This is a genomic window from Lactococcus sp. FSL K6-0773 (assembly GCF_038006485.1).
GTDB classification, from domain to species: Bacteria; Bacillota; Bacilli; order Lactobacillales; family Streptococcaceae; genus Lactococcus; species Lactococcus lactis.
Window position 1 is genome coordinate 843,358 of record NZ_JBBOVF010000001.1, and the last position, 25,066, is coordinate 868,423.

The window sequence follows — 25,066 nt, forward strand, 5'->3', positions numbered from 1 at the left end:
AACAATAATGATTAAAATTAAAGCAATTATGAAATATGTTACTTTTTTCTCCTCATTTTTGACTTTCTATTTAAACCTAACGCCCTACGAATGTAGTGCATAATCTATAAAATCAACTTAATCCTATTTATCACATTTTGATTATAAGATTCCAAGTCAAAACTAGAAAATTCTTCTTTTTTTAATGCCTTCATCATTGCTAATGCAAGTCCTTGTTCATCATTACTTTCAGAAATAATCCCATAATTTCCTCCAGCCACAATCTCTCTGGATGTAGGAATATCGCTCACAATTGGCAAAAGTCCAACAGACATGGCTTCTAGCAAAGCCATTCCTTGTCCTTCATAGAGAGAGGGAAATATAAAATAATCCATCAATGACAGAAAGTTTCTAATATTCTCCATATGCCCTAAAAGTTGAACTGAACCACTTAAATTTAATTCAATGATTTTAGTTTCTAACTCTTCTTTTAATATTCCTGAACCTAAAATATATAGTTTAGCTTCCACTCCTGTAGTCTTCAATTTTGCGAAAGCTTCTATTAAAACTTTTTGATTTTTTTCAGGAGAAAGTCGAGCAACATTTACGAATTGAGGAATTTTATCCTTTTTATCAGACATAATTTTTTGGATTATATCATCAAAAGAGTTTTCGTTTTTATTTATCGAACTTATACCATCGATTAACTCAATATCTGCTAGTTTCAACCAGCACACAAATTTACCATTATTATAAGTTTTTACCCACCAAGTCCCTTTTACCATCTGTTGTTCATCCGTTGAATAATCTAGCGATTGATTTAAGAAACCTGCTTCTAACTTTTTACTAAACTTCAAACCTTTAGGTCTCGAATAGTAACTCGTACTATTTTTTCTTAACTTAAACTGATACTTCTCAAATGTAATTTTACTTGAGGTCAAACATTTATTGCGAAGATTATGGATTAAAAATCCCAATGCTAGATATGGTTTATTCGCAAGATTATGAAATCTATTTAAAGCACCATAACGCACCCATCCTTTTATGCCCAGTCCATTAGAGATATAAGCTACCTTACCTTGTTTGGTGAACAAAACTTTATTCACAAACCAGTATTGTTGAGTGACATATTTTGTTTCCGTAACTGCTTCATCTTTTTCCCCAGGAAAAAAATTGGGTATATTCTGATATATTAAGAAATTTTGTTTCTTTACAATGCTTGCGACTTTTTTTACTTTCACTACCTTTTTTGTTTCGTTACCCGAAAACTTAAGTTCAGAAAACTCAACCCAGCCAAGGTAGATATCGTTAACTAAAATCTTTACAAAAATTATATCCTGAACTTTTTTAGTCGATAAAACTTTTACAATCTCATTTTTAGAAAACGATTTAACTTCAAATACGGAATTAACTTTTGGATTTTGAAAAATCCGAATCTCTGAATTTATGAAAGAATAAATACCATTCAAATTAAAAAGAGCTTCCTCTTTTTTTTCGCTAACAAAATCATTTCCTAAAAAAATCAAATTAGGCAGATAGTCAAGTTGTTCTGCTTCAATATATTTTGATAACTTATGAGAATTAATAGTCATTAAAGCTTTTGAAACACTTATCACTTTATCAAAATAATGATAGAGTTCAAAAACTCCTGTAAGTTTTTTATGAGGAAACTTTCCATCAATTTCTTTTGTCATTTCAGCGTATAAATCATTGTGCTGAAAAATCATCTTGACTCTAGAATCCGAAAAAGCTACAAACTTACTCCAATAAAAACTATAACCGGAAAAATCAATCGCCTTATCAAAGGACAATCCAGAAAATAATCGATGAGCCTCACGTTTAAAGGCAACCTCGGGAAGACTAGTGATATGCCCAGATTTATTTATTTTATCATGTAACATCTGCTCTTTTTCACTAAAGTTTGGGGAACCAGTTCTAAAAATTAGTCTAATATTTTTATTTAATTTTTGATAATTGTGAAAAAAATGAGATTTAGGAGTATTTGTAAATACAGTCACATCATATTTTTGATAATCAAGAGCATTTGTTAGATTGATAAATGATTGAGTAATCCCATTATTATCCAAATTTCCCGGATAAAATAATAATTTTTCTTTCTCAGAATCAATTTTTTTAACAACTAACTGACTTGACTTCTCTTTTTTAAATATATAATCTACAATTCTCTCAGAAACATTCCCATCATCATAAGGAACGTACTTTTCTTTCGCTCGTAGATACTTACCAAGATAATCTTGAGAAAGTTGGTCAATATCAGACAAATAATCAGCAATTTCAATGACAGTCTTTAAAATAGGAGCTGGTAGTTCAGCCATGTCAAGATACATCCCTCTATCTTCAGAATATATATCCTGATCCCAAGCATAGAAAATTATTGGCTTATCAGTAACTAAATAATCAAAAAATACCGATGAAAAATCTGTAATTAAAATATCCGTTGCAGCTAATACAAGATTAGCATCCATCGCATCATCAATTAAAACTCCACTCAATTCCTTATAATTTTTAGCTTTTTTATAAAGATAAGGATGGACTTTTAAAATAATATTATACTTACCCAAAAATTCTTTTCTTAAATACTTCAATTCAGCAATGACTTGAGCAATTGAATCAGATGGATTTTGTGTATCATTTCCTCGCCATGTTGGCATATAAACAACCACTGGAAGATTTGAGTCCAACTCTATTCCTAGTTCTTTTAATAAATTTTTGGCATCATCACTTGAAGTTTCTTTAGTCAAATCAATTCTTGGATAACCCGACTCTATAATCTCTCCCTTGTAAATTCCTCGCATCTTATAACCAGAACCTGCAAAAATTTTAGTTGTATGAGGATTAGGAGAGAGAAAATAATCAGTCATTAAAAGATTTCTTAAGACATTTTGAGTATTCCCTAACTGATTTTCAATATCAAATCCCATTGCTTTCAAAGGAGTACCGTGCCACGTATTAATATAGACTTGTTCTTTCTTTTTAGAAAACCATGATTGAAAAGTTGAATTTGTGATTAAATATTTGGCAGTGAGCATATAGTCAACATACTCTTTAGAATTCCGCTCTACAAAAAGTATTTTTGATTTTAAACTTTCTGGAACATTGATTAGATTCAAACTAGATAATTTATCCATAACAACCCAAACATGTTGAAAATTAGTATAGTCCTTGTTATTAGCAAGTGATAAGAAAAGCGCCAGAGGAGAATCTGAGATGGTTGATCCATCTCTACTTTCATAGAGAATGGTGTCACTATTAATGCAACTTTGTTCATAAAACCGAGAATAATATTCTCTTGGTACAAAATTTTTCATCTTTTCTTTCTTTTTCTTAAGTTCATAAGAACTTTTATACTAGACTATATATTGAGCAATAATCTATTTATTAGCATAAGTTGTTCAGGAACGCAATTAGGAGAAATATCTCGATGTATCTTCACTGTTTCATCATCAATATCAAAAATTTGAACTCCTTTTAGTCTTAATATCTCATCCCATGTCTCTTTAACATAATGATTACCAATAACATAATTATGTGCTGGCAAAAATTCTAACTTTTCGTTGATGATTGGTACTAAATCTAAATCTTTTGATATTTTATGAAAAAGATAAGTATCATTTTCATAATTAATTGAATAATTTTTTGAAATTAACGGGTCCACAGTTACCGAATTAAGGTTGTGTTTTGCTGCATAAAATAATCCCCCTGCTCCACCTTTGGATACTCCATATAACACAACATCCTTTCTATTTACTATATACCTTAAAATCATTTCTTCTATAAATTCGGACAAATCGCTTTCATAATTTTCATAATTATAACTATTTGTATATCCAGAACCTCTTACGCCATTTATATCAGCTATACGGATAATGATAGTATTCTTAATTAGGCTTCTAGAAAGATTTTTAAAATAGTAAGGCATCAATCTATTCATTGCATTGGCTGATCTCCAATCTACTCCACCTGAAATAGGCATAAAATAAAATACGATTTTTTTAGATGTTTCTGATTTCATTCTTACTTCATCTCTTCTATCAGTAAAAAAAATCTTATTCCCCGAAGCAGTTATAAATTCTTTCAATTCTTTTCTAAAGAAGGATTTCCTGGGTATAAAACGATAAGTATTTCCATACTTTCCATCTAAGATATAGTCTCCAAGGGCTGACTCATTTAATATTTTACGCTCTACAGAGTCATTTTTCTTCCAAGCAGTTACCAACATATTATCAGTTTTTTCAAATTCGTTCTGAATTAAAAAGGAATAATTTTTTTTTCCCATCTGAAAATAAATTTCTTCTTCCGAGGTAACGTGATTATAATCAGTAACATCTTTTAGAAATCGTTCCTTTATCAACGTTTCAAATTGTACAAAGCTATCTAAATAATAATCTTCATTAAGATAAAAAGAATAAGCTTTAATCGGATGGTTCTTTTCCACTTTACTACTTTGATTAAATTTAATAATTTTTACTTGTGGAAATTTTTCTTCAACATATTTCTCTGCTTTTTGGAGAAATTGATTGTAGTATTCTTGTCTCTCAATTGTTGGATATTCTTTTGAAGTTGGTTGAGGATTCTCATTATCTATTACCATTTCAGGAGAAAATCGAAATGAGTTTAATACCAAAACTATATTTTTTTCAAGAAAATATTGAATAAATTTAGCCACTTCCTTTTTCCAAATTCCAAATGTAGCTTCAAAATCCGTTGAAGTATAAACTTGCTCACTCCCCCAGTTCTTTATCCAAAAATTTCTTGTTGTAACTTTTTCATTTTGATAAACAGTTCCAAACATTGCTTCTGATACAAAATCAAAGAGCACGACGTTTGTACTATCTGGAACAATCTCATCTAAAAGTAAATTTAACTCAGGAATTGCTTGATATCCTTTGTGGTAAGTCAAAGAATAGTTTCTATTATTATTAAATGGATTATAATCTAATATATCTTTTGTAGCAGGACAGCCAAAGGATAGTACTTTAATCATTTAACACCTTCTTCAAAATAATTTCACATGCATCACCGCTATCATATTGACCAAACTTATTTCTAAAACTTTGGATTTTATTTGAAAATTCATTTGGTATGCTATTAAAGTTTTCTATCCATTTCGATAATTCAGATTGTTGGAAAATTACTGGACCAGGAGCTTCAGCGATAAAATCAAAGTTTAGTCCTCGATTTTTAACATAAGTTTCATAATCAAACACCCAAAAAATCATTGGCTTATTAAGTAAACTATAATCAAACATCACGGACGAATAATCTGTAATCAATGCATCTGAAATATGATAAAGTTGTTCAATTTCTGTATTTGAATCCAACAGTATGATTTTATCTGCATATCGTTTATCAATCTTTTTCCACGATTGATAATGATGATTCTTAATAGCAATCACTGTATTCTCTGGTATTTTTGAATAAAACTCTTGAACGTTTAAAAAGTTATTTATCGAAGTTTCATCTTTATCGCGCCAAGTAGGTGTATAAGCAACTATTTTCTTCCCAATTGGTAGCCCCATAGCAAGTTTCATAACATTTTTTTCTTACATTTTGTAATCTATAAAAAGTTTATCATTTCTTGGATAACCGCTTTTTATAATTTGAGGAGAAACTCTGAATGCTTTTAGTGCATAGTTGGCCACCCAATCACTTGGGACAGTAAGATAATCCCAATTACCATTTTTTCTAAGCACTTCATTATATGTTGAATCTTTCCAATCACCTAGAACATCAAATCCCAATGTTTTCAATGGCGTTCCATGCATCGTTTGAATTTCAATTTGTTCCTCTCGTTTTATTCGAGGAGGTTCTGTAAAGTTTACATTATTAACAAAATATTTTGAGCGTGCCAAATAATACCAATAATCTGCTGTACCATAAGAAACTATTTTCGCATTTGGATACTCTGGATAAGAACGGATGGCATCTTTTAGGACAATGATTGTCGTCATATTCGGATAATTTTTCTCAATATACCTATACAAAGCTTCCGGATTATCATTAAAGTGATTATTTCTACCCCAGAATGAAGACATCATAATATAATCATTTAGAACAGGTTCCTTTAACCAGTTTTGATATTTTTCTTGTAGAACATATTCTAAATTTCCTACTTTTTCTTGAAACACTCTATCAGCAGTTCGCTTTATTGCAAATGCCCCATGCTCTTTTTGTTCAACAGAGCGGAAAAACCAACCAATACCATTTGCCGACACCCATTCATTTTTCAATGCAAACTCTTTTTTACCCCAACGTAACAACTCATTTGTCTGATAACCATCATTAAAGGTCAGGCGCACGTGAAAATTAAGCCATTCTTTATCTGAAAAACCATCTAATGTCAACGGTAAGGAAAGTTGATACAAGTTTTCATTCATCTTCTCGGTTTCCCAAATCATTGACAAAGTAGGATCTGCAACTATCTGTACCTTTGTAGCTTCTGTCATCCAACCTTTGAGACTAAAAGCTAATTTTAAAACATTTTCTTCAACTTGTAGTTTTTCTACAAGTGGATAGAGATAAGAAATACCAAGAGTCGCTACCCCATTGTTAGAAAATAGGATTTCTAAATTACTGTCATTTTGGAAATTTTTAGGAAAACCAGAATAATAAATTGACTTTTCTTTTCCATTAACGTAAGTAATAAATTGCCACCAATGAAATACAGATTTATCAAACGATTTAATCTTTTCTTGAACCGCTTGTGAAATCATCACCCGTCCACCAACAAGTTTTAAAGGTAATTTTGTTTTTCCAGATTTCAAAGCAATTTTAGTGGCATTTCCTTTTATCCGTAGCTCTTTACCATCTTCTGAAAAATAAAGTTCTTCTACACTTCTCTCTTTTAACGAAAGAACCAAACTCCAATCGGTTTTATAGGAAACCGAAAATACTTGTGCATTCGATAATCCAACTTTAGGACGCGGCTTATCACCTGAAATCGGATTTTTGATAGGTACTTCAAATTTCAAACCATCTATCTCTACTTCCAATACAAAAGCAAGGGAATTAGTTGTTTCAAACTCTAAATGATTAAGTGGAATTTTTAGCTCATATCCAGAATAATCATAGTTGAAATCAGCACCGTCTTTTACAAAATGATTGAGATTATAACCAAATTTTGCAGTGATTCTTTGATTTTCAAAATTCCTTTTCTCTCCTACAATCTCATTAATAGTGTTTCCATCATCTGATAAAGCAGAAATTCCTAATATTTTTACGTTTTCAGGTGCAGACATATCTGAGTATTTTGCATAGAAATATCCTTGAATCTTTAATGAATCATCTTCAAATACAACTTCTTCTATTTTTGGATGAATTTCTAAATCATCTGATGTCACAATTTTTTCTAAATCTGAATAATCACTTTTCAAAACATACTGTCCAGCATCATTCCAGTATCCAGAAAAGCCGATTTCATTTTTTAGATATTTAGAAGTTATTTCATCAAATTCTTCTTGAGTTTTGGCTTTCAGAACTTTATCAAAATAGATGAGTTTATCAAACTTTGCTTGATATAATGTATCAGAAGGAAACTTTTCAAGATATTCCTTTAAGGAATTAAATAATTCTTGCTTTCTTTCAAGCGATATATACTCATACTTTTCTTTTCTTAACATTGATATTATCCCCAAATTTAGAGATTTCAAATACAGTATATCTAATATTTCATTTGGAGCATTATATTTTTTTAGTCCAGCTAAGGCGATTTCAGTTATCGTGATACGGTCTAGCACAGCTTTTGCATCTGTCGAAGATTCTGTAATAGATCCTTCTCTTGCTCGCCACAAATAAACCATTCTTTTAACAATATCAATACTTTTAGCAGCTGCAAATGCAGGATTTATCATAGGAATATCTTCATATAAAACTCCTTCTGGAAAATATAAATTATTTTCTTTCAAAAAGTCTAAACAGAAAATTTTATTCCATGAAGTTGAGTCCCAGATTAATTCAGGATGTTCTTTTAAGCTCGTGTTTTCGAAGTCTCCCAAATGACTCCTGGCATGAATATTATTAAGCCATTCCTTTTTCGAGTTAAAACGGTGTACATTTCCGGTTATAATTTGACTTCCTGTTCTTTCTAATATACCGAGCATATATTCGTAACTGTTCGGAGCAACTATATCATCTGAATCAACATATGTGATAAACCTTGCGCGAGCTAATCTTGTCCCTCTATTACGCGCAGCCCCTAGTCCCGCATTTTCAAACTGATGTAATTCGAAGAAATTAGGATATTTTTCAACAAATTTTTGAGCAATTTGAGCGCTATTGTCCGTTGACCCTTCATCAACTAAAATGATTTGAAGCTCTTTCTCTGGAACCCCTTGTTTAAGTAAGCTATTCAAACAATCTTTTAAATAATCCGCTACATTATAGATTGGAACGATAATTGCTAATTTTTTTCTTCCATTATAACGCCTCCAATTCATCCTGTACAATTAGATCTGAGATCTTTTTATATGTATAATAAAATTTATCACTCACTTGATAGACAATATGAAGCCCAATAAAATTTTTCAAAAATTCTTTGTTTTTTAAAGACTCTGATTCAATGTGATAGTCACCAATTTTATTAATTTCAATTTTCTTAAAAACAGGACGTTCTATATATCTAAGGTAAACAGCCGTTACCTCAAATGCAGGATTAGACAAAAGCAAAGTTTTTGAATCTTCATTATCAAAAAGACAATCAAAATTTCCATTTTTTTGCAAAAAGTTGAACTTATCATCTTCCAACTGAGCGATAAGAATATCTGATTCTTCATTTGGAGTGTTAATGACTAGTTTAGATAAAACAGATGTATCTTCTTCTAAGTTTCTGCAAATGTAAAGTGTCGATGCAAAATCTTTGATTAAGTCTTCATTTCTGTTTTCAAGCGTTATCGTATTCTCACTGACTGATGCAGAAAGTGTTGTAATTTTATTGTATCGTTTCGCAACAACACTCAAAGAATTATTCCAACCAATAATCATATTTTGAGTCTTCAAAATAATTTTATTTTCTTGTTTAATAGCTTCGATAACTGGGAATTTTTCTGTTACTACCTGCACTTTTACTAGATTTTGAATCAAATTACTTGATAAAGTGATTGTCAAACCTATTAAAGGAATCACTGTTTTTGCTTCCAAAAGTGCAAAATTAAGTTCGTCTATTTGTTGATTTTTATAATTGATAATTTCATTTATGGAGAGTGATAAATCTTCTTTTGAATTTTTATTCAAAAGAAGTTTACCATGAGATGTCAATAATTCTTTATCTTCTTTGTTAGAAAAGTTTTTTAATTTAAGTATTTCTAGTTCTTCATCAATTTCATAAAGTACTAGACCTTCATCAAATTTATTAAAAGCTAAAGCATAATACCCATCAAGAGTAGTATAAATTTTTATTAATTCTACTTTATCATCAGAAACATTTTGATAAGCGAACTGATTTGACTCTTTAGGCAACATAGATTTCAAACGAATCCAATGACCATTACCGAAATCTGCAAAAAAATCAAAACGTTCAATTTTTTCTTCCATTTTTTGCAATTCACCCAAAAAAATTTCTATTGGGATGATAATTTTTGAAGAAGAATAGTTTCCACCTATAATTTCTTGCTCTACTTTTCCTCTTTTTCTTATAGAGATTTTTGTATTTTCCGAAAATTTCTCATTTTCAAAAATGACATTCAAATTATCTGAAAAAATAGCAACCGTTTCCGATTTAATTGAACTTATTTTTGCTTTGGTTCTAGTAGTTTTTTCTTCGTCAGCCTCAGTCTTAATTTTGAACTGTTCTTTTAATTTCTGTCTAAATTCTTTAGGTAATACTTTTCTTACTGCTTTTCTTACTGCTTTTCTTACACTCATAATCAAATCCTGTCTTTTAAATTACAAATAATCTGAGATTCTATCACGAATCTTCATATGGAAATTAGCTGCTACAATTAATATAAATATAGTGAGCAACCAAAAACTTACATTAAATATTCCTTTTTGCCAAAACCAAGCTCGCCCAAAAGCAATATCTCGAAACCCCTCTATCAAATAGTAAAAAGGATCTACCATTTGTGCTTGGATTAAAAATTTTGGTATAATTTTGAATTGACTTAAATCAAAAATAACACCTGAACCATACATCAAAAATTTAAAGATATAATTTAAAAAGAATTTAAAATCAGGAAATACAATTTCAATTGAAGAACATAATAATGACAATGAAAGAGAAAAAATAATTAACATTGGTAAGTAATATAGTAATTGCAACCAATAAAGCGATGGATAATATCCAGAAAACATTGCGATCACAAGTCCAGCGCCAACCATGATATAAAATTCCGTAAGGAACCCAATCATCGAAGCGGTTGGCATAATACTTACTGGAAATTTCATTTTAGCAGTCATTTTAAACTGAGTTGAGACACTTTTGGAACCTGTTACGATGATATGTTGAGCAAAAGAATAAACACCCATCCCAATAATCATCCAAGAAAGAGGCGGTAACCCTGCGGGTGCAGAACGGTGCATTAAAATACCAAAGATAATGTAATTTATCGCCAATTGCACCAAGGGATCAAGAATCTCCCATAAGCGCCCTAAACGGTTTTGCATTGAGGTACTCTTTGTACTATATTTTGATAGATTGACTGCTATTCGGAAATATTTAATTTGTTCTTTGATGTAAAGAATCGCATCTTTCATTATTGATTGGCCCCGTCTGATTGTTCTGTTGTTGAGTTTGCGCTTGTTGTTGGTTCTGGTAGATTTATTTCTTGTCCTGGATGAATGACGCTAAAGTCTACTCCTGGATTTACTTGTTGAATTTCCTCAACAGAATACCCATGATTTTCGGCAATAATACTTAATGAATCTCCCGCTTGGACGATATACGTATTTTGATTTGATGTTGAGCTTGATGAACTCGTATTCTTCTGAGTAGATGAAACTTTTGTAGTCTTTTTAGCTTGAGATACTTTTTTCTTTGGACTTGAAGAAGTTTTAACTACAGCTTCTTTTTTTGTTGTTGAAGTCATATTTCTGGTATCTGATTTGAAAAGACGTTCAGTAAAAAATGTTTTAGGATGTCTCAAAGACTCTGCCAAAGTTGCATTGCTTAAAGAAACAAGGGTAATCCATATAAATGCAAGAAGGCAAAGCCAAACAATAACTTTAGACATAAGTGATAATTTATGATTGTCTTTCTTATTTTTTAATTCTTCTGTTACTTCTCTTTGAACTCTTCTACTTTTAGAAGGATTTTGGCTCACAATCTCCGCTTTTAACTCTTCAACAGAATAATCAAGTTGTGCTTGCCTTTGATCAGTTTTAAATTTTTCTTGTTCTTTTTTAGGAAGTTTTTTGAACCATTGAACAAATTTTTCATATTCAGGAATGACTTCTTCTGGTCTTCCGTAAGCCTTAACTTCCCCATAATTTAACCAAATTACTCGATCACACCATTCTTTTATTGTGCGCATATCGTGAGATACGAGAAGAATTGTTTTTCCTTCATCTCGAAATTCAAACATTTTCTTTTGAGATTTATCTACAAAGGTTTTATCTCCAACAGATAACCCTTCATCTATAATCATAATATCTGGATTTTGGTGAACCATAATGGAAAAGCCTAACTTAGCTTTCATCCCTGATGAGTATGTTTTCACAGGTTGATCAATGAATGGTCCTAGTTCTGAAAATTCGATGATGTCATCCATTTTTGACTTAATTTCTTTATTAGTCAGCCCAACCATCAACGCCTTAAGACGAATATTTTCACGACCAGAAAGGTTATTTTGCATCCCTGCACTAGCTGCAATAATAGATACATCACCATTTATTTCCACCCGTCCAGTAGTCTGAGCAATTTGACCACTAATGATATTGGAAAGTGTAGATTTCCCTGCACCATTTAATCCAATTACTCCTACACACTCACCATCTCGAATCTCAAAACTTATATTTCTTAAAGCCCAGAAGTCTTTTTCGTTTTTACTATTAGATCCTATTAATGATTTGGCTTTATTTTTACTACTTTTTGCTGGAAGCAATTCAAATTTTTTAGTTAGATATTCAGCTTTTATCTTTACTTTATTGGTGTTCATTTATTTTTTCTATTATTTCCTTCTAAGGTTTCTATTTTATTGACAAGTAAATCTATTTTTCTTTCTAGTGATTCTATTTTTGAAATTTGTTCGAGCTCTTGGCTTTTTTCTTTTTGTTCCATATCATTTGTAAAATAATTTGTAATTGTTGATGTAAGATAACCAATCAAACCAATCCCCAAAAACATCAAAATAGCTGCTGCAAATTTCCCAACAATAGTTTTAGGATAAAAATCCCCATAACCAACTGTCGTTGTCGTTACAATCGCCCACCATACAGCATCTCCAAAAGAAATTTTTTCGAAAAGGGAAAAAACAAAACTATCTGTCATTATTATCGCTACCGCAATATTAGCAACTTGATAAAAACTATTAGTATTTAAAAATCGATTAGAGGAGCGATTAAACTTTCCAAACATTCCTATCAAGCGACCAATAAGAGCAAACTTTGAAATTTGTCCCAAGCTGATGAAAGAAGTTAAACCTACGATAGAAAATAAAAACTAAATGGTAAAATTGCAATTAAATCATAAATATTATTTTTAATGAACTTCCATTTTTTTTTTGCTCTCTTTAGGCGCCATAAATAGTCCACTGTGAAGAAGAAAATCATTGTATTGATAATCCAATCATAAGGAGGCTTATCTATATCTATAAAAGCAAAAAGTTCTCCTCCAATAAGTAGAAGAATCATAATTGTTGCAGCTATCAGAAAAACGCCATAAACTTTTCTCCAACGACTTTCTTTACTGGTGTCTATTTTAATCATCTTTATTCGTCAATCTAGCTCTATCATTTCAAAACAATATAGTCATTTACCGAGCGATTATCTTGACTCGGATAAATTGGTTGTCCATTTAATGACATCTGGCTAGAACCTCCCCCGTCCATTACTATGGCATTTTCCAAGTGAAGAGCTTGAAGTTCTGACATGATTGCTTGGTAGCCTGTACTAGTATCTGAAATTATTAAATAGATGTTATTATTTTTATCATTCCCTAAAAAAGAATGAATTTCCCAATTCACTGTTCCGTCACTAGGTAAACTTTTACCATCTTTTATCAAGATTGAACCAAAGCTAAAGCTCGTCTCAGCACCATTTTGCAAAATTTTACTTGCTGGCGTTGATGAATCATATACCTTCACTGAACCATCTTTGTTAAAAACAAAAGCATTTTTGGCTCTTTTATCGGAATTCCAATCTTTAAATAACTTTCCATTGTTAATTTGAAATCCTGTAACTTTACCTGTACTCATATTAAAACCCGAAGCGTTCATAATTAAACTGTTGGGATATTTACTTACAACTTCTGACATACTCATCACGGGACTATCGGCAGAGGTTGCTGTTTTCAAGAGTTGCGGACTATGGGCTTTATATATTTTAAAGTTACCATCTGAGAGATCTGTAAATTTTTTTCCGGATCCTTGAGAAACTATCTGAAGCCAACCAGCTTTACCTGTATCTTCTACTGAAATATCTGGTTGATCATTTTCTTTTAATCTATCAGAATTTGAAATTTGAGAATCTGAAAGACTATAACCATTTGATTTTGAGGTTTTTTTTACTTGTTGAGTTTGTACTGCTGAATTTTTTTTACTTCTGCCGTGTATGTGCCCTAATGATAGGATTAGCAAAAAGCATATAATTACTACCAAAAATAATATAACTAAGCTTTTTGACAATATTTTTTTAAACATCAACTTTTCTTTCTTTATTTAATCTATACCTTAAAACTATTTCTGGTATTTTTAGTAAATAATTTTAACAGCAAGTTCTTATATTTAAACTAGACTATTTTTCTAACTTAATTATAAGGAAGTGATAATAACCATTCTTGACAAAGCTCGGCTATTTCATGCCGCTGTGATAACGACATGTTATCAAATATCTCTCTACTCGTAAGATCCTGTTTTTTCTTTAATAGTGAATCTTTACCGATTAAAAATTCGGGAGTAACATCAAAATAATTAGCAAGTTCCATTAATCTTATCCCTGAAGGAATAGATCCTCCTTTTTTATAGTTATGTAAAGCATTTCTTGGATAACCTAAATCTTTTTCTACCCTATTGATAGATTTACAATGCTTTTGCGCTAAACTAATTAATTGATTATAAAAAATACTTTCTACCACTTTAATCAAACTCCTTTATTACATTTTTTTTATTTCAGAAAAATTTGTGTTTTTCGGAAATTATCGTAATGTAATGAATACAAATAATATTGTAAATCCTGAGATAGAGCTAAGTTTATGACTACACTTAATTTATCAAGATACTTTAGAGAAAAGTAAAAGCAATCTAAGTAATTTAACTATTACATTTTGTGTTGTTTTACCAGTAAAATCATAAAAGAGTATAAAAAAAGTTTCCGAAAAACACAAATTTTTCGGAAACTTTTAAAATAATCACCCTTGAAATTTCTTAAAAAATCCAAAACCCCTACTAAATAAGGCCTAGACTATAGTAATTATTGATACATAGTTTGTTATAAATGCAATTTTAAGAAATACCAGTACATCATTGTACAAAATGTTTGTAAATATTTCCACTCTTAATAAGTTATTTTATTCACGAAGCTATTAGTTAACATACCTGATGAATTCCTGGTAATGTAAAACCTCTAATATTATATCATTATGACCAGCTAGATATTAAAAAAAAATAAACAATTATATAAAAACGCATTACCTTACAAGCGATAATTTTATTATTCGTTATTTTTTTAAGGTTTTTTTACTACACATGAATTTTAAGTTGCGTTTATTTATCAATTGTATTATTAGTTTCATTTATTGTCAAGAAAAATAACGAAAAGTAACTTTCTTTGTTTTATTTATATTTACTTAACTTTAATGTAATAAAAAGACTTCAAATAATTTTGAAGTCTTTTTATTATTTATTCAGTAATTCCAAGAAGTTGCTTAATTTGTTTTACTTGCATCTTAGCATATTCTGTTGGATTTGATTTTTGAAGTGCAGCAAGTTGAGCCGCTTTTTGTGGGTCAGCTTTAAGTTGAGCTTCCATTTGTTTTTGCATTGCTGGAGCTTCTTGACTCAATTTTTTAACTTGATCTTGAGTCAAAACTAACCATGTATCTTTAGGTACTGAAACAACTGAATTTTGTTTAACTAATTCATTTTGTTCACCACCTACACTAAATAGTAATTTATAAAAGTCAGATGACCAAACGCGTCTTGTCGTTTTAGTTGTAACTGTTGCTTTAGTATCATCCACTAATTTATAAGTCGCTGATTTTTTAACAGCTTCTGAAATGTGTTTTTCATCAGGTTTAAAATTAGTGTCGGCTTTTTCCGATTTTTCATTATTTCGGTAAACAAAGACATAATTATCAGTGTTTTTACCAATTTCTGCTTTAATCATCATTCCATAAGGAGCTGATTTATCTCCAGCAGTATAAATTTGGTGCGTAGTTGAAGTTGTTACTTCTTTCATTCCCCAGTTATCTCTGATATGCATAGTTAGCATGGTCACAGAACCAGCTAATAAGAGAAAGGAAATTCCACCAACTAACCAATGAGCGATTGTGTTTTTTATAAACATGAAACCAAAGAAAGTTCCAATCATAAACACTACCAATAATAATATAATTAGCATTATTTATTTTCTCCTTTCAAGTCTTGTTCTTCAACAGGGACACCAGAAATCATTCGACCACTCTTCAAGAAGAGAGCAACTCCGATACCAATAATGGCAAAGACGAGTCCAATTGCGAATGAAGCGTGGTAACCTTGTAACATTGCTTCGATTGCTTTATTTGCAAATTGCAATGGATTTGTTGATTTTAATGATGAAGCAGGCATATTGTTAGTAATTACATTTTGAGCGACTGAAGAAAGGAGGGCAACAACAACTGATGACGCGACTTGACGCGCTGTATTGTTTGAAGCTGTTGCTTGAGCGACTTCATTAACTGGAACTGCATTCATGGCACTAGTTGTTAATGGCATCATTACCATACCAACACCAACCATACGTAATCCATAAAGAAGAGTAACAAAGTGATCAGGAGTCGTAGCTGTAAAGAACATAAATGGTATAGTTCCCAGTGCTAAAACGAGGAAACCAATCACCGCAAGACGTTTTGAACCAATTCGGTCATAAACTCCACCAGCAAGTGGGGCAACAACAGCCATCATTAATGACCCAGGTAAGAGAACCAAACCTGAATTAAAGGCAGAAAGTCCATGAACATCTTGAAGGTAAAGAGGAAGCATCATTTCAACACCCATCATTGCCATTGTACTTAAAGCAAGTGCAAGAGTTACCAAAGTAAACTGTCTAATTTTAAAGACGCGAATATCAAGGAATGGATCGTCCATTTTAAGTTGACGTAAACCAAAGAGGAAGATAATAATCAACCCTCCAACAATTGGGGCGATAACGGTGTTGAATTTACCCCATCCGTCAGTTGCAACATTAGTGAATCCCCATAGGAAAGCACCAAAACCAACAACTGAAAGTAAAACTGACAAGAAGTCTAATTTCATTGGACGGTTCGGAATAACATCACGCATTGCAAAGATTGAAATAAGGAAAACAACTCCGACAACAATCATTGGAATAAGGAAAATTGTTCTCCAACTTGCTGCAAATGTCCAAAAGATAAGGTTAAATTTATGAGTAATTAACCAACCTGCAAATGTTGGACCTAAGGCTGGCGCAAGGACAAGAACAACTCCGGCAACCCCCATGATTGCTCCCATTTGTTTAGCTGGAAACATATTAACAAGGGCAACTTGCATCAAAGGCATTGTAATCCCAACTGCAATAGCTTGCAGAATCCGACCTGCTAGGAAAACCCACCAGCTTGATGTTGGAGCCGAGTAAGCAACAAACATTCCGATAAATAAAGTTGCGTATGCTGTTACGTAAAGCCAACGTGTAGGGAATTTTGTTGCTAAATATGCTGAAATAGGAACCATAATCCCATTGGCTAATAAAAACCATGTTGTTGCTTGTTGTGCTGTTGACATGGAGATGTTGAAGTCATTCATCAATGTTGGAATTGCTGTCCCGAGTGATGTTTGCATCAACATGGCTCCAAATGTACCAACCAGAATCAAAATAAGCATTCCGATTCGGCTATAATGTTTACCATGTATATCTAAATGGTAATCTTTTTCGTATGTATCAGGCATTTTTTTCCTCCTCTTTTTCTTTGTCTTCTTTAGCTAGCTTCATTCCAATTTCTAAAAATAATTTGAAATTTTCAATGAAACTTTCTGTTCGTTCTTCACCCATTTCTTCAAAAACGCGTGCTAAATTTGAGCAAGCTTCTACTCGAATTTCTTCCGCAACATGACGTCCTTTATCAGTAATGGCTACTAAAATTTTTCGACGGTCTGTTCTTGAAATCTCACGGGTAACTAAATTTTTACTCTCAAGATTATTCAAGATTGTCGCAATTCTTGCAGTACTTGTATGCGTAAATTTTGCAATCTTACTTGGAACAATTTGCTTACCAGCTTCCTTATAAAGATAGCCCAATACCAAATGCTCCCCTTGGGAGTAGGTATTAAAGCGGTGCATCATCTCTGCTTTTCCTCTTTTGATAACAGTTGTGAGGAAAACCTCCGCTGCCTTATTGTAATCCATTTTCACTCCTCCCTAACGGTAATATTTACTAACGACGTTAACTATTATAATCCGTTCACTATCTTTTGTCAAGAATAAAAATTTTTAGTTTTTATTTTTTTTTTAAAATAAAAAAACCTATTCCAAAATAGGCTTTTTTATTTTTAAAATTATCCAACAATTCGTGCGAAGGCATTTTTTAATTCATTATTCTCTGTTTCTTTTAGATATAAATAATTATTTGTATTTCCTTGATTTTGTGCGGTATAAAGCACCATGGGATTTCCTGATTTAATAACAAAAAGATAAACATGATTAACACCAGAGTTTTTGTCATTCATATCTGAATAAACATCAACTAATTGATATCCTCCTGAATCTTCTCCCGTTTCTGACCATTTTAATTCAATAGGCTGATTATTTATTGCTGCTTTCCAAGTTGAATTATTATCTATAACTGACCAAGGAATAGAGAGACCATATAAATTAAGATTGTGATTAGGACCATACTGACTGTAAGATTGTCCCATTTCTATCCCCCACGCTGACATAAACTCTGCAAGACGTTGATTTTTTTCTGGATTCCATTTTCTTATTTGTGTAGAAGTTGAGGGGGAAATTGATTTTTCTATTGATGAAGAGGACTCTTTAATAATACTTGATGACTGGGTAGTACTCGAAGTGCTCTGAGTTATTGAAGAGCTTCGTGAGCTTTGGCTACTTTTAGAACTTTCTTTTGTTGTTTGAGAATTTTGTTTTGAACTACAGGCTGACATTCCAAGTGTTGCTACAAAAAAAATTGCAACAAGATATATTTTTTTCATCTTTTCTTCTCCTAACTACAATTTTACTTCAAAAGTAATTAAAAAACTACTAATATCATTAAACGAACTAAATAAAAAATAAGAGTCCCATACTTTATTCGAATAGGAACTCTTATTATAGTTACTTTATGACTATGATTTTTTATTTCTTGCAGAAATAAGCAACATCATTGGACGTCTCATCTCATTTTTCATTTCTTCAAGCTCTCTCATTTCTATAGGAGGTTTGGGTTCAATTAAATTAGTAAGTTCAAAACCAGAACTTAACAAAGAATTTATATAGCCTGTTAATGTCCGATGATACTTAATAATTGGCTCACCTAAGAAATTGACTTCACGTTTTCCTTCATAATAATAATTATCAACTGGAAAATGAAGAATTTTACCCTCTGCATCATAGCACCAATCCTGTTTCCCTGATGAGGTATAGAGAGGATGTTCAACAGAGAAAATAAATTCACCATTCTTTTTAAGCCACTTTGAAATTTTGCAGACCAGGTCTTCAAAATTTGAAATGTAGTGAAAAGCTAATGAACTAAACACAACATCAAAAGTATCTGCAGGAAAGTTAATATCCTCTATTGCAGATTGTTGATAGGTAATTTTTTTATCATTATTAATATCAAGAGCAACTTCAAGCATCTTGTGTGAAAGATCTATTCCTACTACTTCTTTAGCTCCATGATTGACTACATATTTACAGTGCCATCCATATCCACACCCTAAATCCAAAACTTTTTTATCCTGAAAATTTGGGAGTAGTTTTTCTAATTCAGACCATTCACCAGCGGCCTTCAATCCCTTTTGGGACCTTGACATCGATGCATAATTTTTGAAAAAACGTTCATTATCATATTTATTTTGTTTCATTTTTCATTCTCCATGTAAATATAGTTCATCATTTTATAAATATTTACATGGAAACTACAATTTTTTGAGCAATAATTCCTTTGTTCATCTATCTTCTTTCATAATTCGATTAATTATCTTTATATATTTTATAGTCATATTCTATCATAAGCACTTTAAAAAATCATTAAGTAGATAAATAAATACATCTTAATAATAAAAAGTAGGAGAACCTACTTTTCTTTCTCTTCAACTTCTTTGAGCGCTTTTGAAGCTTCACTAAACAGCTCCTCAGCTTTACTTGTGGTCTTTTCAAAGGTATCTTGAATTCCTGTTTGCGTACCAACTGTTGCATTTCGGAGTGCTTCATCTTCAAGTTCCTTCATTTGCTCATTGCTTAATTTGGGGTTTATTTCAGGCATAATCCACCTCCTTCTTGACTTCATTATATTACACTTTTCGATAAAGCGCTAACATTATGTTCAATAAAAAAACAACTCAAACAAAAATGAGTTGTTTTTACTATATTATGCATCAATTGTCGAGTACTGAGCATTATTTTCAATAAATTCACGACGAGGTTCAACTCTGTCTCCCATGAGCATATCAAAGATTTTGTCAGCTTCTGCTGCGTCTTCAACAGATACACGTGCCATTAAACGGTGTTCAGGATCCATTGTTGTATCCCAAAGTTGATGGTCATCCATTTCCCCTAAACCTTTATAACGTTGTACAGTAGGCTTTGTTCTTCCTTGTGCCCAACGTGCTAAAGCTTCTTGTAAATCTTTTTCTTGATTTTCACCTGGTTGAATGTATTCTTTTGTTTCTGAACCAACTTTGATACCGTAAATTGGTGGCTGAGCAATATAAACATACCCTGCTTCAACAACTGGGCGCATATAACGGTAGAAGAGTGTTAGTAAAAGCGTACGGATGTGTGCTCCGTCGACATCGGCATCGGTCATGATAACAAGTTTGTGATAACGTGCTTTCGACAAATCATAATCTGCTCCAAAACCAGTTCCCATTGCAGTGAATAGAGAACGAATTTCTTCATTGGCCAAAATTTTATCCATCGTTGCTTTTTCCACATTCAAAATCTTACCACGAATAGGTAAAATTGCTTGGAATTCACGATTACGTCCTGATTTAGCCGAACCTCCAGCCGAATCTCCTTCGACGATGAATAATTCTGTTTGTTCTGGATTATTTGATGAACAGTCAGCTAATTTACCAGGAAGGTTGGAAATTTCAAGCCCTGATTTTTTACGTGTCACTTCACGCGCACGTTTTGCTGCAATCCTTGCTTTACTTGCCAAAATCCCTTTTTCAACGATTTTACGAGCAACTTGTGGATTTTCTAACATAAATGTTGTCAAAGCTTCCGCAAAGAGTTTGTTAACAATTCCTGTTACTTCTGAGTTCCCAAGTTTTGTTTTGGTTTGCCCTTCAAATTGTGGATTAGGATGCTTAACCGAAATAACTGCTGTCAATCCTTCGCGGACATCATCCCCAGTTAAATTATCTTCGTTTTCTTTAAGAATTTTATTTTGTTTTGCGTAATTATTAATAACACGAGTAAGGGCTGTTCTAAAACCTTGCTCATGTGTTCCACCTTCATGAGTGTTGATGTTATTAGCAAAGGACATCACTACTGAATGATAAGTATCAGTATATTGCATTGCTACTTCAACAGCAATTCCATCCATTTCACCTTCAGTAAAAATTGCTGGTTCAAAAATGACTGTCTTATTTTCATTTAAATATTCAACATAAGACTGAATTCCACCTTCATAATGGAAGTGAACTTCATTTTTTTCATTTCCTTCACGTTTGTCTGTTAAGGAAATGCGAAGACCGCGATTCAAAAAGGCTAACTCACGAACACGTGTTGCAAGCTTATCAAAATCAAATTCAACAGTTTCTGTAAAAATTTCTGGGTCTGGTACAAAGTGAACAGTTGTCCCTCTACGGTCAGTTTCACCAATAATTTTTAAATCATCTCCAACGAGACCACGATGATATTCTTGATAATATTTTTGGCCATCTTTATGAACAGTAACATCTAGTACTGTTGACAAAGCATTAACAACAGATGAACCAACACCGTGCAATCCACCAGAAACTTTATAGCCGCCTCCACCAAATTTACCTCCAGCATGCAACACTGTGAAGACTGTTTCCACGGCTGGACGACCCGTTTTTTCTTGAATATCAACCGGAATTCCACGTCCATCATCAACAACAGTAATTGAATTATCAGGCTCAATAAAAACCTCAATATGGCTTGCAAATCCTGCAAGTGCTTCATCAATTGAATTGTCAACAATTTCCCAGACTAAATGGTGCAACCCTTCTTTTGAGGTTGAACCAATATACATCCCTGGACGCATACGTACTGCTTCAAGACCTTCAAGTACTTGAATTTGACTGGCGTCATATTCGTCTGCAAGCATTTCTAAATTTTTATTTTCTTCGTTCAAAGTTAACTCTCATTTCTATGAAAAACTTACTACTATTATACCATAAATCAGCGATTTTAGCTCTAGTGCATGGTATTTTGTCACTCAAACTTGTAAAAAAAATAAGCAATTTTGACTAAAAATCTGCTTATCATTAATTCATTTTTTTTAAGATTACAAAATAATCTCTGTCAGCTGATGAATAATGTGAGTTGGCTTGCTATTAAGCGAACCATCACTTACAGTGTTAATCGCTTGTCCTGACAGAGTTGAATCTGTTGAGCTATCAAAATAAATTGTTGATATCCCAGCAGCATTTCCTGCTTCAATATCTAAAGGACGATCGCCAATCATCACTGTCTTCTTTGGATTGAGTTTATATTTATTTAACAAATAGTTAATTGATTCTGGTGCTGGTTTTCGTTTGAAGCCATTATCAGACGTGACAACCTCTGTAAAATATGAATCAATTTCAGCTGCTGACAGAATTGTCAGAACTTGATGATTTCGATGTGAAATCATAAAATTCTTATTTCCTTTTACTGATAGGTCTGTCAGTACTTTTTTAGCACCGGAAAAGAGAATTGGTTTTTCTAATTCCTCTGCTTCTAGCTTTTTGTATTCTTCCAAAAAGCCTGGCAAATCACTGGCATATTTTTCAACAGCGTAAGCCGTTGAAACTTTTAGCGCATCATATACATCAGTGCGCAAAACAACACGCTCTGCCATTGACCAAAGCGTTGCAGCAAATGCATGACTAGAACTTTCATAATTGTCCAATAAAGTTCCGCCTAAATCCCACATATAATTTTCGTAGTCCATGTTAATATTATAACACACTTTAGTAGCTAACATTTTGTCAGAAATGGATATTTTTAGTTTGCTTTCAAAATTTTAACTGGAAATTTTTTACCTTTAAATTGATTCTGAGTTAGTTCCATCTGTGCTGTTAAATAATTCTTTAAAAGTGGTTTTTTTATACTCGTTAATGTAATTTTTTGAAGTTGATTTTTCTTAACATATCTACTGAAATCAAAGGTTTGTTTCCACCAAGTTGGATGACTTGCAGCTACAATTGCAAAATTTTCTCCCGTTAATAATTGATGATCATAATATTTTCTCTCAATATCATTGAAATAATCCTCTGAATAGTAACTAAGCTCTCTCATAGCTCTGTCAGTAACAATACTCGCTTCTTGTTTTTTTTCAAAAGTTGAAGTTTCAAAGGCAAATTGTACATTATTTGTTTTTGAATCTACAACATAATAAACTTGATTATCCACTAAACTGTAGGTTTCTTTAATTTTATCTTTAAATATTAAACCTCCCAGAGCAATAATAAAAAATACAGCATAAAGTAGAATCCTTTTCCAAGGATTTAATTTTCTTGCTCTAGTGGCCTCATCAATTTTTTCAAAAGGATTTTCTGTAAATAAATCCCTTTGTTCAAAACCACTCTGTTTTAACCATACTTCTTCACAAATAATAGAAAGTTCATTAATATCCATAGATATGATAGAGCCCTGTATCGACAATACAATTTTTAAATTGTGACCTGGGTCAAAATAATTTTGATAAAACTTTAGCCGTTTATACCAAATTTTCTTTTCAATATAGACAGGATTAAATGAAGTTTGTTCACAAATATATAATACACCTGAACGAACATACATTCCTCGGATATCTCTCCACTCAATCTTAACTTCACGAAATAATAGCCGTAATTGAATTCCTTCTTCGTTGATGATGACCAACTTTCGTCGAGAATGATTGATGAGAAATATCAAAAAATATATAAGTAATAGTCCAATTAATAAACTTAAAATAATATGGCGCAAACTTTCAGAATTGATAGATTCCTGAATAAAAAAATTCTCGAAAAAAGACAAAAATATAAAAATTGACCAAAGAAATGCTAACTTCCAAACGTCCGTTTTAAGTTCCGATGGTAAATAATACTCTTCCATAAAAATTCTCTCCTAATAAAAATATTATATCAGAATTTTCTAATAAAACAGTTTTAAAAAAAGAAACCCCTAGGTTTCTTTTAAGCTTGTTCTGATTTCGATAGAAGAATAACAGAAACGATGACCATAACAATTCCTAGTAATTCAAGTGGGGTTAATTTCAAGCCAAATAATGGAATACTTAAAAAAACAGAAGTCAATGGTTCAGTAGCTGTTGCAACAGAAACAACAAGCGGTGAAATCAATTGAAAGGCTCTTAAAAGCAATAAAAAAGCCAGTGCTGTTCCAACAATAGAAATTGTTAAAACATAAAAAATTGACAAGGGTTCAATTCGAAAATCAATACGCCAAACTGGATAGAAGATATTACAGGCAATCCCCGCAAGCATCATTCCCCAACCTGTCATATTAAGTGCGCCATATTTATCTAATAATGGCCGAGGGATGATTGAATAAATAACAACAGCTACACCAGCGAGAAGGCCTGTTACAAGAGCTAGGGGACTGATTGATAAATGTTTGATATTTCCGTCCGTAATCAACAAAAAAACACCTATCATTGCTAAAATGACGAATAAGACCGATTTGGGTTTTGGTACTTGACGTTGAAAAATGAGTAAATAAAGCATAATAAAAACAGGTGCTGTATATTGTAAAATTGTCGCTGTAGCACTATTTGAAAGTTGAATGGCCACATAATAAAAATATTGAACAGAAAATACCCCACCAAAAACATACAAAAAGAGGGTTGGCATATTCTTTTTTGATTTCCAGACATCAAAAAAACGCTTATGGTCTCGCGAAAAAGACATGGCCAATAAAATAATACCAGCAATCGTTAAACGTGTTGATGTAATCCAAAGCGGGCTACCATGATAATCACGGAAAAAAAGCTGACCAAAAATGCCAGAAATTCCCCACATACAACCGGCAACTACTGCATAAAGTGTGCCTTTAAAAATTTGTTTTTTTACATTCATTTTTATATTATACCATACATCAAGAGGGTTCATTAGGGTTCAATCATCATTATGTTTTTATAAATTACGTTCTCGATTATTAGTGAGTTTAAGACATAATGGAGTTAAAAGAATAGCTTAATATTTTATCAAACAAGGAGTGTGTATCTTAAAGATTTGCAGAAAATTTGTTAAATCTTTACATTATTTTACTATCAATATGGCTCCAAAATTTTATATTTACTTGAACTACTTCATGCGATAGGCGATATAGTCCCAACTATTTTATTTCCTTAATCAGTTAATTTTGCAAAAAA

19 protein-coding genes and 1 pseudogene are annotated in these 25,066 nt (G+C 31.9%); all 20 read right to left on the reverse strand.

All coding sequences use genetic code 11. The features are described from left to right. Window positions 1–104: 104 nt before the first annotated feature. Window positions 105–3,308, reverse strand: coding sequence for a CDP-glycerol glycerophosphotransferase family protein (locus MHB61_RS04070; protein WP_058225907.1), 3,204 nt, complete (start codon window positions 3,306–3,308; stop codon window positions 105–107). 44 nt (window positions 3,309–3,352) lie between these two features. Further along, entirely contained in the window at window positions 3,353–4,984 is a 1,632-nt protein-coding gene (locus tag MHB61_RS04075) for an XcbB/CpsF family capsular polysaccharide biosynthesis protein (RefSeq protein ID WP_137016180.1), read from the reverse strand. Beyond that, window positions 4,977–8,435, reverse strand: a pseudogene (locus tag MHB61_RS04080) (CDP-glycerol glycerophosphotransferase family protein). Before MHB61_RS04080 ends, MHB61_RS04075 begins: the two are co-directional and overlap by 8 nt. Beyond that, a complete protein-coding gene (locus MHB61_RS04085) occupies window positions 8,416–9,858 on the reverse strand; it encodes a hypothetical protein (RefSeq protein ID WP_014570505.1) in 1,443 nt (480 codons plus the stop codon). Before MHB61_RS04085 ends, MHB61_RS04080 begins: the two are co-directional and overlap by 20 nt. A gap of 21 nt (window positions 9,859–9,879) precedes the next feature. Beyond that, entirely contained in the window at window positions 9,880–10,689 is an 810-nt protein-coding gene (locus MHB61_RS04090) for an ABC transporter permease (protein WP_137016182.1), read from the reverse strand. Then, window positions 10,689–12,089 carry an ATP-binding cassette domain-containing protein gene (locus tag MHB61_RS04095; protein WP_003131432.1) on the reverse strand — a complete coding sequence of 467 codons (1,401 nt, stop codon included), beginning with the start codon at window positions 12,087–12,089 and terminating at the stop codon, window positions 10,689–10,691. The genes MHB61_RS04090 and MHB61_RS04095 overlap by 1 nt, the downstream gene beginning before the upstream one ends. After that, window positions 12,086–12,421, reverse strand: coding sequence for an ion channel (locus MHB61_RS04100; RefSeq protein WP_324187053.1), 336 nt, complete (start codon window positions 12,419–12,421; stop codon window positions 12,086–12,088). Before MHB61_RS04100 ends, MHB61_RS04095 begins: the two co-directional genes overlap by 4 nt. Window positions 12,422–12,573: 152 nt before the next feature. Next, window positions 12,574–12,858 (reverse strand): hypothetical protein, encoded by a 285-nt coding sequence (locus MHB61_RS04105; protein WP_003131430.1) that lies wholly within the window; start codon window positions 12,856–12,858, stop codon window positions 12,574–12,576. A gap of 23 nt (window positions 12,859–12,881) precedes the next feature. Further along, on the reverse strand, window positions 12,882–13,790 hold the full coding sequence (locus tag MHB61_RS04110; protein WP_010905625.1) for a phosphodiester glycosidase family protein: 909 nt from the start codon (window positions 13,788–13,790) through the stop codon (window positions 12,882–12,884). 107 nt (window positions 13,791–13,897) lie between these two features. Next, window positions 13,898–14,224 (reverse strand): helix-turn-helix domain-containing protein, encoded by a 327-nt coding sequence (locus tag MHB61_RS04115; RefSeq protein ID WP_003131428.1) that lies wholly within the window; start codon window positions 14,222–14,224, stop codon window positions 13,898–13,900. Between the two features lie 764 nt (window positions 14,225–14,988). After that, window positions 14,989–15,708 carry a DUF4811 domain-containing protein gene (locus MHB61_RS04120; RefSeq protein WP_014570501.1) on the reverse strand — a complete coding sequence of 240 codons (720 nt, stop codon included), beginning with the start codon at window positions 15,706–15,708 and terminating at the stop codon, window positions 14,989–14,991. Then, a complete protein-coding gene (locus MHB61_RS04125) occupies window positions 15,708–17,252 on the reverse strand; it encodes an MDR family MFS transporter (protein WP_021214567.1) in 1,545 nt (514 codons plus the stop codon). The genes MHB61_RS04120 and MHB61_RS04125 overlap by 1 nt, the downstream gene beginning before the upstream one ends. Further along, window positions 17,245–17,709 (reverse strand): MarR family winged helix-turn-helix transcriptional regulator, encoded by a 465-nt coding sequence (locus tag MHB61_RS04130; protein ID WP_012897558.1) that lies wholly within the window; start codon window positions 17,707–17,709, stop codon window positions 17,245–17,247. Before MHB61_RS04130 ends, MHB61_RS04125 begins: the two co-directional genes overlap by 8 nt. A gap of 149 nt (window positions 17,710–17,858) precedes the next feature. After that, complete coding sequence (locus MHB61_RS04135) at window positions 17,859–18,512, reverse strand: DUF4767 domain-containing protein (protein WP_003131424.1); 654 nt, start codon at window positions 18,510–18,512, stop codon at window positions 17,859–17,861. A 132-nt stretch (window positions 18,513–18,644) separates the two neighbouring features. Continuing rightward, a complete protein-coding gene (locus MHB61_RS04140) occupies window positions 18,645–19,382 on the reverse strand; it encodes a class I SAM-dependent methyltransferase (protein WP_003131423.1) in 738 nt (245 codons plus the stop codon). Window positions 19,383–19,594: 212 nt separating this feature from the next. Beyond that, window positions 19,595–19,783, reverse strand: coding sequence for a hypothetical protein (locus MHB61_RS04145; protein ID WP_003131422.1), 189 nt, complete (start codon window positions 19,781–19,783; stop codon window positions 19,595–19,597). 105 nt (window positions 19,784–19,888) lie between these two features. After that, window positions 19,889–21,844, reverse strand: coding sequence for a DNA topoisomerase (ATP-hydrolyzing) subunit B (gene gyrB, locus MHB61_RS04150; RefSeq protein WP_003131421.1), 1,956 nt, complete (start codon window positions 21,842–21,844; stop codon window positions 19,889–19,891). A gap of 153 nt (window positions 21,845–21,997) precedes the next feature. Further along, a complete protein-coding gene (locus tag MHB61_RS04155) occupies window positions 21,998–22,645 on the reverse strand; it encodes an HAD family hydrolase (protein WP_137016186.1) in 648 nt (215 codons plus the stop codon). 53 nt (window positions 22,646–22,698) lie between these two features. Continuing rightward, on the reverse strand, window positions 22,699–23,790 hold the full coding sequence (locus tag MHB61_RS04160; protein ID WP_010905619.1) for a hypothetical protein: 1,092 nt from the start codon (window positions 23,788–23,790) through the stop codon (window positions 22,699–22,701). Window positions 23,791–23,870: 80 nt separating this feature from the next. Further along, window positions 23,871–24,770 (reverse strand): DMT family transporter, encoded by a 900-nt coding sequence (locus MHB61_RS04165; RefSeq protein WP_003131418.1) that lies wholly within the window; start codon window positions 24,768–24,770, stop codon window positions 23,871–23,873. Window positions 24,771–25,066 lie beyond the last annotated feature (296 nt).